The following is an 11,918-nucleotide window of genomic DNA, read 5'->3' on the forward strand; positions in this document are numbered from 1 at the left end:
GACTGAGATCGTGGAACTACGTGCGCTGCGGTATTTCGTCGAAGTAGTCCGTCAACAGAGCTTCACTGTCGCCGCCGAGCAGATGTTCGTCACGCAGCCGACCATCAGCAAGATGGTCAAGTCTCTGGAAGACGAAATCGGCTCGCCGCTGCTGTTGCGCGACGGACGCCAGATGGTACTGACTGACGCCGGCCGGATCGTCTACCAACGCGGTCAGGACGTGCTGGCCGCGCATGCCCAATTGCAGGCCGAGCTGAACGATCTCGATACGCTCGGTCGCGGCGAGCTGACCATCGGCATTCCGCCGATGGGTGGCTCGCTGTTCACACCGGCCATCGCCGCCTTCCGCCAGCGCTACCCGAAAATCGAACTGAAGCTGTTCGAGCAGGGTTCACGCGCGATCGAAGCCGCGCTGATCCATGGTGAACTGGAATTAGGTGGCGTGCTGCAACCGGTCGACCCTGACAACATCGAGGTGTTGCCGATGACACGGCAATTGCTGTGGCTGGTCGCGCGCACTGGCTCCCGCTGGGACGATCTACAGGAAGTGCCGCTCGCCGATCTCGCCAACGAGCCGTTCGTGTTCTACGGCGAAAGCCTCGCGCTCAACGATGTCGTATTGAATGCGTGCCGCACGGCCGGTTTTGCGCCGACCATCGTCGGGCGAAGCGGGCACTGGGATTTCATGGCGGCTCTGGTGCTGGCGGGCGTCGGCATTGCACTGCTGCCGGCGCCGTACTGCCGGCGGCTCGACGCAGCGCAGTTCACCTGCCGCCCGGTGGTGGAACCGGAGATTCCGTGGGAGATGGCGATCGGCTGGCGCCGCAATGGCTATCTGTCGCATGCGGCGCGCGCGTGGCTGGAGGTGGCTCGAGAGGCGCTGCCGGGCCAGGCAGGCGACGATTTCATGTTGGTGCCGGGTATCGGCATGACCGGTATCACGGCGCCGGTTCGGACACCGGCGCCGTGATACCGTCGTCGTAGACACCCTCGCCGCAAATGCGGCCACCGCAAATGCGGCCAGCCAAATGACAACATGCCGCCTGGCGCGAACCGGGCGGCATGTTTTTTGGGCTCACCTCAACGGCTTGCCTTGAACGTTCAATCAGCGATCACTGAGCGATCAACGAACGCTCACCGAGCGCCGTCATGATTACTGCGCGACGAACTCGATGCGGCGGTTGGCAAAGCGGCCGCTCGCGGTGTCGTTGCTCGCGACCGGGCGCGCGTCGCCGTAACCTTGCGCGACCAGCGAAGCCGCCGGCACGCCCGTCTTGACGAGATACGCGCGGACCGCTTCGGCGCGCTTCTTCGACAGTTGCAGGTTGGCTTGTGCACCGCCGACATTGTCCGAATAGCCGGCCACTTCGAGCTTGGCAAGCTTGCCATTGCGTGCGCACGCGTTCAGCACTTGTGCCGACTGGTTCAGATCATCAATCGCCGATACCGGCACGCGGGCGCTGGCGCTCGTGAAGTTGATCACCTGCAGGTTCAGCACCTTGACCACGTCCGCTGCCGCGCACGAGCTGTCCGGCGTGAGCAGGCCCTTGATCGCGCCCCGGAAGTTCTCGGTTGCGTTAGCGACCGCCTGTTCGACGTTGAACGAACCGATCTGATACGACGCACCGAACAGCGACTTCAGTTTATCGAGCCAGCCGAGCTTCGCGTTCGCCGCGCTGCCGCTCAGTTCGATGTGCGCGCCGTCCACTTTCACTTCCGCGCCCGGCAATGCCATCAGCGGCAGCAGGCCGTCCAGATGAGCGAGCCAGTCGGCCGGCTTGGTGTCTTGATCGACCGTGACGTTCGCGACGAAATGGTCAGCGCCGAAACGCTTTGTCAGCGCGTCGATCAGCTGAGTCTTTTCGGCTTCGCTGCCGACCGTCGCCGTGAGCGTCGGCTTGCCAGCGGCGTCGACCGTGAAGCTGATCTGGCTATCTTTGGTCGCTGCGGGCGCGGCGGCGGGTTGCTCCGCTTCGCTGGCGGCACTTGCTGCTGCGGCGCTGGCCGGTGCTACTGCGGCCGAGGCTTCAGCCGGAGCGGACGCGGGCTGCGTAGTTGCCGCGGCTTCCGCGCTAGTGCGCTCGCCTTGCTGCCCACTCTGCTGCTCGCTATGGCAGCCACGCAGGAACAGGAAGGCCAGCACCGCAGCGATCGCCGCAAGCAACCACCAGAGCCACGTGCGTGAACGGCGCTCTTCGCGCACCACGGCGTCGGCGGGCACGCGGATGCTCGACAGGGCTTCGGCCACCGGCTTGGCAGCAGGCGTCGGATGGTCGATGTGCGCCGAGACCGCTTTTAACTGCGACAGGATATTGCCGGTGAACGCGCCGAGTCCGCTCAGGCCGAGGCCTGCCATCAGACGGTCGTTCAGGTACGGCGCAATGGCCGGCAGTTGATGGCCCAGCAGCGTCGGCAGTTGGCCGACGTTGCCCTGACCTTCGAGAAAATGCCGTTTCAGCAGGCCCAACAGCGTTGCGCCGACGATACCCGTCATGGCGTGCGTCGCATGCGCCGGCACGCCGGTTTGGGTCGCGACTTCGTCGCTGAGCGTATCGACACGGCGATCGAGCACGCGCTCGAGCAACTGACGCCCCGTGCCTTCCAGCTGGCTCACGCCGGTGGTGGTGCCGAGCAGTTGCGGCAACTGCTCGGCGATGTGCCCGTTCACCTCAGGCGAGAGGATCGCGGCAAACAGCGAACGCGCGCCGTCGAGCGTCGCGCCCTTCTGCATCAGGCCGGCGACAAGCGCCGGGCCGGTTGCTGCAAGCACCTTCTGGGTCGCGTCCGGCGGCAGCCCGAAGCGGGCCGCCATCTGTCGCACGACACCGTCCGTCATCGCAGACTGAATCAGCTGAATCACATTGATACTCATCGCTTCGCTTCCTTGAGTTCCCGAACGCGCCACCTGACGCGCTCTTTTTCGCGGCGCGATTATAAGTTTGGGGAAATCTCATAAACGAAACGGCACAATTTATGACGAATTAACAGACGTTCGCCTAATTTTTCTTATATTTACCACCCAGATTAGGAAGATTGGTGCATCGTCAAACCGCTACGCCGGTGACTCCCGCCGACGCCATCGCCGACACCGCTTGCCCCTCGCGCCGGCTCGCCGCGATCAGGTCGGCCGCGCGCTCGCCGATCATCACCGTCGGCGAATTCGTGTTGCCGCCGATCAGCGTCGGCATCACCGATGCATCGACGATCCGCAGCCCCGTCACGCCGCGCACCCGCAATTGCGGGTCGACCACGGATTGCGCATCGCCGCCCATCCGGCAGGTCGCTACCGGGTGATAGATCGTGTCGGCATGCTCGGCGATGGTCCGGCGCAGTTCCTCCGCCGTCTGACCGGAGTGCGTGTACAGATCCTTGCCGCCGTGCAGCGCCAGCGAAGGCGCGTCGAGAATGCGCCGCGCCATCTGCGCGCCTTCCACCAGCAGGTCGAGATCGCGCGAATCGCTGAAAAACCGCGGATCGATCACCGGCGCGGTGCGCGCGTCGGCGCTCGCGAGGGCCACCGTGCCGCGGCTATGCGGCCGCAACACACACACGTGCAGCGAATAACCATGGCCCCAATGCATGTGCCGGTTGTGGTCGTCGACGATCGCCGCGCAGAAATGCAGTTGCAGGTCCGGGCGCTCGAGCGTCGGCTGGCTCTTCAGAAAGCCGCCCGCTTCAGCGACGTTGCTCGACAGCATGCCCTGCCCATGCCGCATGAAGGTCACAAACTGCGGTAGCATCCGCGCGATGCCGCGAATCGAAAAACCGGTCGGCTCGATCGACGACACCCGTTTGTTGATCGTGAAGTCGACGTGATCGATCAGGTTCTGGCCGACTTCGGGCGCGTCGTGCAGCACCGCAATGCCGAGCGACTGCAAGTGCGCCGCCGGCCCGATACCTGAGCACATCAGCAATTGTGGCGAATTGAACGCGCCCGCTGCCAGCACAACCTCAGCGCGCGCCTCCAGCGTTTCAGTACGGCCGCCGCGCACGATTTCGACCCCGCTCGCATGCTTACCGTTGAAGGCCACGCGCAGCACCGTCGCATCGGCGATCGTATGCAGATTGGGCCGTTCGCGATCGTAGATATAGGCGCGCGCGACGCTGCAGCGCCGTCCATCACGTTGCGTCACCTGGTAGAAACCGACGCCTTCCTGGTCCGCGCCATTGAAGTCGCCATTCGATTTGTAACCGGCTTCGGTCGCGGCCTGCACGAAACGCTTCGAAAACGGATTGCGATAACGCAGATCGGACACCGTTAGCGGGCCGTCAGCGCCGTGCCATGCGTCGGCGCCGCGCTCGTTGCCTTCGGCACGGCGGAAATACGGCAGCACCTCGGCCCATGACCAGCCGTCACAGCCAAGTTGCGCCCATTCGTCGTAATCGAGCGGATGGCCCCGCGTGTAGATCATCGCGTTGATCGCGCTCGACCCGCCGAAGCCCCGCCCGCGCGGCTGATAGCCCTGACGGCCGCCCAGCCCCGGCTGGGGCGTCGTCAGATAGCCGTAGTTGGTCTTGAGTTTGTGCGGCACGACGGCCGCCACGCCGACCGGCATGTTCACGAATAGATTCCGGTCCGTATGCGGACCGGCTTCGATCAGGGCGATCGTTGCATCGGGGCAGCTATCCGCCAGACGGCTCGCAAGCGAGCAGCCGCCTGAGCCCGCACCGACGATGATGTAGTCGTATTGCATCCGCGCTCCTCCTATTGGAGGCCGCGTTGCTCGCAGCCCCTGTCTCTGTCGGTCGGAGTTAGCGCTTTAGCTGTCGATCGGAGTAGCGAGCTTTGCATGGGATCGGAGTAGCGCGCTAAAGCGCGAACTCCGACCGACAGCTAAAGCGCGAACTCCGATCCCATGCAAAGCTGGCTACTCCGATCCCATGCAAGCGATTGCAGCACACTTGTCTACGTATGTTTTATCGGCATTGTAAGGAGCGTTCGGGCGCGACGACCGGTTCATGTCAGAGCGATCCCTCTAAACGAAAGCCCTCCCGCGACCCTATGATGAAAGACGCGCATGCGCCCGCCAGGCCGCTGCGCACGGCATTCAAACACGGCGCCCGGTGCGCCGTCCTCTGAGCGTGCGGCACGACACGCCGCGATAAAACAGCACACCGTCGATCGGCGGCGGCGCGCATCCGGTGAACGGAGACAGTAGATGGAACGGCACAGCTTCGGCCACACCCACGACGTAACCAATCAGCCGCCGCCGCTCGCGGACTACAACCTGTTTTCGAGCGATGTGGCTCTATCCGCCGCCCTCCAACGCGAAGGGGCCGCGTGGCATCGCGAGGCGCTGCAGCGGCACGGCGCGGCGCTCACTAGGCCGGAGACACTCGCGCTTGCCGAACTGGCCAACCGCCACACGCCCGAACTCGTCACGCACAGCCCGCGCGGCGAACGCATCGATGCGCTGGAGTTTCACCCTTCGTGGCATACGCTGTTGTCGCTGTTGCGCCGCGAAGGCCTGCACGCGTTACCGTTTTCGGATCCGCAGCGCGGCGCGATGGTCGCGCGTTGCGCTGGCTACTTTCTGCACGCACAACTCGAATCCGGCTCCCTCTGCCCGTTGACAATGACCTTCGCGAGCATCCCGGTGTTGCAACGCGAACCCGCATTGTTCGCCACGCTGCGCGACAAGCTCTACGCCCGCGAACACGATCCACGCGACGTGCCGCTCACGCAAAAAACCTCGGCCATGATCGGCATGGGCATGACCGAGAAACAAGGCGGCTCAGACGTACGCAGCAACCAGACCCACGCGTATGCCACGCGCGGCAGCGGGCGCGGCGCGGAATACCGCCTCGTCGGCCACAAATGGTTTTTCTCCGCGCCACAATGCGACGCGCATCTGGTGCTCGCCCGCACCGACGATCACGAAGGCCTCTCATGTTTCTTCGTGCCGCGTTTCGCGCCGGACGGCAGCAAGAACGCTGTGCAGATCCAGCGTCTGAAAGACAAACTCGGCAACCGCTCGAATGCCAGCAGCGAGGTCGAATTCTTCGACGCGTTCGGCATCATGATCGGCGACGAAGGGCGTGGTGTGCCGACCATCATCGAAATGGCGAACTACACGCGGCTCGATTGCGTGATCGGCAGCGCGGCGTTAATGCGCGCAGCGCTTGTGCAGGCGATCCATCATGCACGGCATCGCAGCGCTTTCGGCCGGCATCTGGCCGATCAACCGCTGATGCGCAATGTGCTCGCCGACCTGGCGTTGGAATCGGAGGCAGCGACCGTGCTGTTCATGCGACTCGCACGCGCTTTCGAAGCGTCAGCCGACGCGTCGTCGGCCGCGCCCGCCGAGCGCGCGTGGCGCAGGATCGTCACGCCCACCGCGAAGTACTGGGTCTGCAAGCGCACGCTCGAATTCACCGGCGAGGCAATGGAAGTCTGGGGCGGCAATGGTTACGTTGAAACCGGTCCGATGGCGCGCTTCTATCGTGAAGCGCCGGTGAATTCGATCTGGGAAGGTTCGGGCAACGTGATGTGTCTCGACGTGTTGCGCGCCATGGAGCGCGAGCCCGAAGCCGCGCAGGCCTTGTTCGCTGCATGGCAAACGGATGCGCAGGGACATCCGGCTTTGAGCGCCGCACTCGGCAAGCTCGCTGCCACGCTCAACGGACCCGCCGAACGGCGCGAAGCATCAGCCCGACGCATCGCGCAGCAGATCGTGTTGATCGCGCAGGCCACCTTGCTGGTGAAGCACGCACCGCCGCAAATCGCCGATGCCTTCATCGCGACGCGTCTCGCCGACGGCTGCGGCGAAAGCGGCCGCGTGTACGGCACGCTGCCGGCGACGATCGACCACGCGGCGATCATCGAGCGGGCATTTCCAGCGTGACAAAGCCTTTCGCAAGACCGTCGCACGACAGGACAACACACCAATAAGCGCGCCTCGACGCGTACCGTTATCCATCAGGGAGTGGACACACATGAAGAACGATCTGCCAGAGGTCGCCGCGCTCGAAGCGCTGCTGCGCGATCAACGCCATGCTTATTTGCGCGCGCCGTATCCGTCATGGGAGGCCCGCGCCGGCCATCTGAAAGCACTGCGCAAAGTCATGCTCGACAACCGCGACGCACTCGCCGACGCAATGAACGCCGACTTCGGCAATCGCGCGAAACAGGAAGTGCTGCTTGCCGAATTCCTGCTCGTCAAGGAAGAGATCGATGCCGCGCTCAGGCACGGCAAACGCTGGATGAAAGCGCAACGCCGCAGCACCAGCAAATGGCTGATGCCGGCGCGGGCGAAAGTGGTGCCGCAGCCGCTCGGCGTGATCGGCATCATCGTGCCGTGGAATTACCCGGTGCTGCTTGCCGCCGGTCCGCTAATCAGTGCGTTGACGGCCGGCAACCGCGCCATCATCAAGATGTCGGAGCTGACGCCGCGCACCTCGGCGCTATTCGAGCAACTGATCGGCCAGACCTTCGCGCGCGACCACGTCGCGGTGGTGAACGGCGATGCTGCATTGGCTGCCGCGTTCAGCGCGCAACCGTTCGATCATCTGCTGTTCACCGGCTCGACCAAGGTCGGCCATGAAGTGATGCGCGCCGCCGCCGAACATCTGACGCCGGTCACGCTCGAGCTTGGCGGCAAGTCGCCGGCCATCATCGGTCAGCATGCGCGCTTTGACAACGCGGTGGATAACCTCGTCGCCGGCAAGACGCTCAACGCGGGCCAGACCTGCGTCGCGCCGGACTACGTACTGGTGCCGCGCGGCAAGGAGCAGGCGTTCATCGAACGGGCGCGCGCGCGGATGGCGAAGATGTATCCCGACTTTGCGCGCAACCTCGATTACACCTCGATCATCTCGGATCGGCACTTTACGCGGCTGCACCGTCTTGCCGACGAAGCGCAGGCCGCCGGCGCGCAACTGCACACGCTCACCGACAGCACGCCGGATGAGGCAAGCCGCCGCTTCCCGCTAATCGCCGTCACGAATGCACCGGATGAAAGCGCGCTGATGCAGGAGGAAATCTTCGGCCCGCTGCTGCCGATCATCCCCTACGACACGCTCGACGATGCAATCGCGTGGATCAACGCGCGTCCCCGTCCGCTCGCGTTATATCTCTACGCCGACGACTCGGCGACCATCGCGCGCGTTACGCACGAAACCATCGCGGGCGGCATGGCGATCAACGAAACGCTGATGCATCTGGCGTGCGAAAGCCTGCCGTTCGGCGGAGTCGGTGCGAGCGGGATGGGGGCGTATCACGGCTACGAAGGCTTCGTGACTTTCTCGAAGATGAAGCCGGTGCTGACGCAGACGCGCCTGAACGCGCGCGGCTGGATCGCGCCGCCGTACGGCAAGCGGGTGAATGCGCTGCTGAAGTTGATGATGCGGTTTTGACGGGTCCGGCCATCCGGGATCCGGCCATCCGGGATCCGGCCATCCGGGGACCGGGTAACCCGGAGCGGCCGAACCGTTCGATGAGCAACCGCGGGGCGAACGTTCAGCGCCCGGGCGCCCCACCAGAAACGTCCGCAATGTCCGTCGCGACCACATCGGTCACATCCTGCGCGGCGGCCACGCCGCTTTCCGGCTCATTCTCGGCGCCGCTTTCCAGCCGATGCAGCCACGCGAGCAACTCCGCCACCGCCTGATAGAGCTGTGGCGGAATCCGCGTATCCAGATCGACCTGCATCAGCAACGAGACCATTTCCGGCGCCTCATGCACATACAGGCCGGCTTCCCTGGCGCGCTGCACGATCATCTCGGCCAGCATGCCGTAGCCTTTGGCGACCACGCGCGGTGCGGGATCGCTGCCTTGTGCGTCGTAGACGAGCGCGGCCGCGCTGCGGCGATTTTTGCGGCTCATCCCATATCCCAATCGAAATCGTCGAGCGGTTCGGCTCCCGGGCGTGCACCGCCGACCGTGCGGCGCCCCGCCGACGCCTTGTCAGCCTTATCAGCCGCCGAGGCTGCCGAAGCCGAGCGCGCATACGCCGACGCCGCCTGCGCGGTCGCGGCAGCACCCGCCGCGGTAATCGGCGCGCCGCCGCCGATCTCGCGAATCGTCAGTCCATTCAATTCGATGCCCGCTGCCGCAAGCCGCTGACGAAAGCTCTCACCCTGCATCGCCAGCCGTGCCGCGCCCACCGGACTCGCCTGCACCCGCGCGACGAGCCGCGTGCCCGTCAGCGTCAGGTCCGCATCAATGGTGCCGAGCGTCGGCAACGACAGCGTCAGCCGCGTACGCCACGGCTGATCGTCCTCGCTCGCCGTGCCGCCGCCGCTGCGGTCCCATTCGTCGCCCTCCTGCTCGATGGTCCAGTCGAGCCTGGCGCCCGGCCATGCTTCGCCAGTCCAGCGAAACTGCCCGGTGGCAAGCATATCGAGTTGCTGACGGACCAAAGGAACGGTCGCAGGATGAACCGCGGCCGCCATCGATTGCGAGTTTTGCGACGTTGCGCCGTCGGCCAGTTGCGCCGCGGCGTTGTGCAGGCTTGCGTGCGCCGGCTGGCCGTTCAGGTCGGAGAGAGAACTCGCCAGCACCTCGCCGGCCACAAAGCGCGCGGCTTGCGCGGTCTGGATCGACGGCATCGCGCGGGCTGCCGCGTTGCCGTCCGCTGTGCCGTTGGCCGGACCGTTCGGTGTTGCGCCCATGCCCTGCCGGGGCGTCGCGTTAGAGGAGGCAGCCTGATCGGCGTCGCTTGCCCAGTCGAGCGGCAATTGCGCGGCGGCCACCAGCTTGTTTTGCGCCTCGCCGGCCAGTGCGGCGGGCGAGCGCTGACCCGCCAGCCATTGCGCGAGATGGGATTCGTAAAACAGGCCGCTGTCGCTGACCGTCTGTTCAAGCGCGGCCGCGAGCGCCGCGACCGGCACCTGAGCCGCCGCCACATTGGCAGTGGCCGCGGTACCGGTGGTATTTGGATTCGCGGATGAAGCAGCGGGAGTGACAGGCGTATCGAAGAGCGGCAAGCCGCCCGTCTCGACGTCGAGCGCCGGGGCCGCCGGCCAGATCGGCGTCTGGCCGCGCACCGCCGGCGTCGCCTCGCCGCCCGAGCTCACGATCGCGTTGAGCGTCAACGCGACGGCGGACAGCGCGGTTTGTGCGGAAGCCTGCGGCGGCGCGGAGGGCGCGGCAGGTGGGACAGTGACGGGCGCGGTATCGACACCCGCCGCGCCGGTCTGCGAAGCAGTCGCACTGCCTGGCGCGAGATTGAGCAGACTGTCGACCCGGTTCGCGAGCAGCGAAGTGACGACCGTGTCGATTCCGTTCATACCGATTCCTTAGTCACATTGGCGGCAGCACGTTCAAATCCAGTCAGGCGGTCTCGAGTAATGTGTTGCCCGCGGACAAACTCAGCGCGCCCCGTACAGTTCCTTGAGCACGCGAGTCGGCCGTCCGGTGAACAGCGCCGACAGATTAGCCATGCGCGGATTCGCAAGATCGCGGATCGCGGCGTCGTCGGCCAGGATCTGACGGATCAGCGCGTATTTGCGCAGACGCTCCGCATCGTCCAGCCTGACAGCGGATTCCGCGTCTCTCAACGCATCCACCAGATTCCGGTATTCCTCCTGCAAGTGGACCAGATCGTTCCATAGGGCGCGCCGGGCAGCCATCAGCATGCGGCGGGAAATCGCTGCAATCGCCTCGTAGCGGGCGAAGTATTCTGCGTTCGATGTCATCTCATGCTTTCCGCGGCCGGCTGGGTTGCCATCCGCGCGATCTCCGGGGCAATCCCGATCCATGCCTCTTCGAGCGTCGCCAGCAGGCCATCGACCTCGACCAGCATCGCCTCGCTCTGTTTTATGTTGGCTTCGAGCAACCGGCGCGACATATAGGCATATAGCGCGTCCAACCGCTCTGCAATCTCGCCGCCCACCTCAACGTTCAGCGACAATTGCAGCCCGCTTTCGACGATGTGAATCGCCTTGCCGATCGCCTCGCCGCGCGCCGACACATTGCCTTGCTGTACATGCATGCGTGCTTGCGCAATTGCTTGCCGGGCGCCCTGATACAACATCACGATCAGACGATGCGGACTCGCGCCCATCACCCCTGTCTCGACGCCGACGCGTGCGTACGCATTGGCTCCAGAGTGTCCTGGGGAAAACATCGGCGCTCCTCCTCTCTTACACTGCGGTTGGTCGTGGCACCCCATCCGGACACGTTGCCGCGTTCGGATTTCTGCCTGTACCCTGGTTATCGGATAGGCAGCGGGAAAGCTTTAGGCCGGTGTAAGGAGGATTAAGGGGCCCATGGGGGCAATATCGCGCTGAGCGCGGCAAGGCCGCCTGCCACGAAGCGCCTCAAGGGCGCGCCGGGCGGACTTCCTGCCGTGCAGCCGCACAGCGTTGCATCTGGGCGCATGCGTTCGGGCGGGCGGAACAGCTCTGCCGCCCGAGTCGCACTCACACCGACATCTGCATGATGTCGTTATAGGCCGACACCAGTTTGTTGCGCACCTGCAGGCCGAACTGGAAGCCGACGTTGGCCTTCTGCATATCGACCATCACGTCGTTCAGCGAGACGTTGGACGCGCCGAGTTCGAACGCCTGAGATTCGCCGACCGCCTTGGTCTGATCGCCGCTGATCTTGTCCAGCGACGCCTTCAGCGCCGAGGCAAACCCGCCGGTGGTTGCCGCACCGGACTGGTCGGCTACGGCGCTGTTGGCGCCGGCCGCTTGCGCTGCCATCGACTGCATCTGTTGCAGCGCCGACGAAAGCGCGTTCACGGGCAAAGTCATGTTCTCTCCAGGGAATGACGACCGGCATGCCAGAAACCGTGCCGATCTGGATGAAAGCATAGCAGTGGGCCATGCGGGAAAGCCCCGAAACTAGGGGGGAAACCCGGCTCTATTCAAGCAATCGGGTTGAGCCGCGCTGCGGATAATTTCAATGGTGAAAGTCTCTGTTCGCACGCCCGTCGACCCTCGACGAGTTTGAGCGGCAGAACGCAAAAGGC

Annotated in this window: 10 protein-coding genes; 3 read left to right on the forward strand and 7 right to left on the reverse strand. The window is 64.8% G+C overall.

The features are described from left to right. Positions 1-10 precede the first annotated feature (10 nt). Positions 11-970: a LysR family transcriptional regulator gene (locus PQR40_RS14275; protein ID WP_408509236.1), complete on the forward strand. Its 960-nt coding sequence runs from the start codon at positions 11-13 to the stop codon at positions 968-970. A gap of 183 nt (positions 971-1,153) precedes the next feature. Here the strand turns inward: PQR40_RS14275 and PQR40_RS14280 are convergent, their stop codons facing one another. Both PQR40_RS14280 and PQR40_RS14285 read right to left on the reverse strand, forming a co-directional pair. Then, positions 1,154-2,872: an OmpA family protein gene (locus PQR40_RS14280; RefSeq protein WP_408509237.1), complete on the reverse strand. Its 1,719-nt coding sequence runs from the start codon at positions 2,870-2,872 to the stop codon at positions 1,154-1,156. A 172-nt stretch (positions 2,873-3,044) separates the two neighbouring features. Then, positions 3,045-4,694, reverse strand: a complete 1,650-nt coding sequence (locus PQR40_RS14285; protein ID WP_408509238.1) for a GMC family oxidoreductase — start codon at positions 4,692-4,694, stop codon at positions 3,045-3,047. Between the two features lie 465 nt (positions 4,695-5,159). On the opposite strand from PQR40_RS14285, the gene PQR40_RS14290 reads away from it, so the two are divergent. Further along, complete coding sequence (locus PQR40_RS14290) at positions 5,160-6,845, forward strand: isovaleryl-CoA dehydrogenase (protein WP_408509239.1); 1,686 nt, start codon at positions 5,160-5,162, stop codon at positions 6,843-6,845. Between the two features lie 91 nt (positions 6,846-6,936). After that, on the forward strand, positions 6,937-8,355 hold the full coding sequence (locus PQR40_RS14295; RefSeq protein WP_408509240.1) for a coniferyl aldehyde dehydrogenase: 1,419 nt from the start codon (positions 6,937-6,939) through the stop codon (positions 8,353-8,355). 103 nt (positions 8,356-8,458) lie between these two features. Here PQR40_RS14295 and PQR40_RS14300 read toward each other — a convergent pair whose 3' ends face one another. From PQR40_RS14300 to fliE, 5 genes are all read right to left on the reverse strand, one after another. After that, entirely contained in the window at positions 8,459-8,824 is a 366-nt protein-coding gene (locus tag PQR40_RS14300) for an EscU/YscU/HrcU family type III secretion system export apparatus switch protein (protein ID WP_408226292.1), read from the reverse strand. Next, positions 8,821-10,230 (reverse strand): flagellar hook-length control protein FliK, encoded by a 1,410-nt coding sequence (locus PQR40_RS14305; protein ID WP_408509241.1) that lies wholly within the window; start codon positions 10,228-10,230, stop codon positions 8,821-8,823. Before PQR40_RS14305 ends, PQR40_RS14300 begins: the two co-directional genes overlap by 4 nt. An 81-nt stretch (positions 10,231-10,311) precedes the next feature. Then, entirely contained in the window at positions 10,312-10,638 is a 327-nt protein-coding gene (gene fliT / locus PQR40_RS14310) for a flagellar protein FliT (RefSeq protein ID WP_408226286.1), read from the reverse strand. Next, positions 10,635-11,069: a flagellar export chaperone FliS gene (gene fliS / locus PQR40_RS14315; RefSeq protein ID WP_408226283.1), complete on the reverse strand. Its 435-nt coding sequence runs from the start codon at positions 11,067-11,069 to the stop codon at positions 10,635-10,637. The genes fliT and fliS overlap by 4 nt, the downstream gene beginning before the upstream one ends. Positions 11,070-11,364: 295 nt before the next feature. Further along, complete coding sequence (fliE, locus tag PQR40_RS14320) at positions 11,365-11,700, reverse strand: flagellar hook-basal body complex protein FliE (protein WP_408226280.1); 336 nt, start codon at positions 11,698-11,700, stop codon at positions 11,365-11,367. Between the last annotated feature and the right edge of the window lie 218 nt (positions 11,701-11,918).

Origin of the sequence: Paraburkholderia sediminicola, from assembly GCF_046026855.1 — a bacterium.
Taxonomy (GTDB): domain Bacteria; phylum Pseudomonadota; class Gammaproteobacteria; order Burkholderiales; family Burkholderiaceae; genus Paraburkholderia; species Paraburkholderia sediminicola_A.

Bases quoted from the DNA above. Each gene is read 5' to 3' on its own strand.
- PQR40_RS14280 (WP_408509237.1), bottom strand. From the start codon at position 2,872: ATGAGTATCAATGTGATTCAGCTGATTCAGTCTGCGATGACGGACGGT.
- PQR40_RS14285 (WP_408509238.1), bottom strand. From the start codon at position 4,694: ATGCAATACGACTACATCATCGTCGGTGCGGGCTCAGGCGGCTGCTCG.
- PQR40_RS14290 (WP_408509239.1), top strand. From the start codon at position 5,160: ATGGAACGGCACAGCTTCGGCCACACCCACGACGTAACCAATCAGCCG.
- PQR40_RS14295 (WP_408509240.1), top strand. From the start codon at position 6,937: ATGAAGAACGATCTGCCAGAGGTCGCCGCGCTCGAAGCGCTGCTGCGC.
- PQR40_RS14300 (WP_408226292.1), bottom strand. From the start codon at position 8,824: ATGAGCCGCAAAAATCGCCGCAGCGCGGCCGCGCTCGTCTACGACGCA.
- PQR40_RS14305 (WP_408509241.1), bottom strand. From the start codon at position 10,230: ATGAACGGAATCGACACGGTCGTCACTTCGCTGCTCGCGAACCGGGTC.
- fliT (WP_408226286.1), bottom strand. From the start codon at position 10,638: ATGACATCGAACGCAGAATACTTCGCCCGCTACGAGGCGATTGCAGCG.
- fliS (WP_408226283.1), bottom strand. From the start codon at position 11,069: ATGTTTTCCCCAGGACACTCTGGAGCCAATGCGTACGCACGCGTCGGC.
- fliE (WP_408226280.1), bottom strand. From the start codon at position 11,700: ATGACTTTGCCCGTGAACGCGCTTTCGTCGGCGCTGCAACAGATGCAG.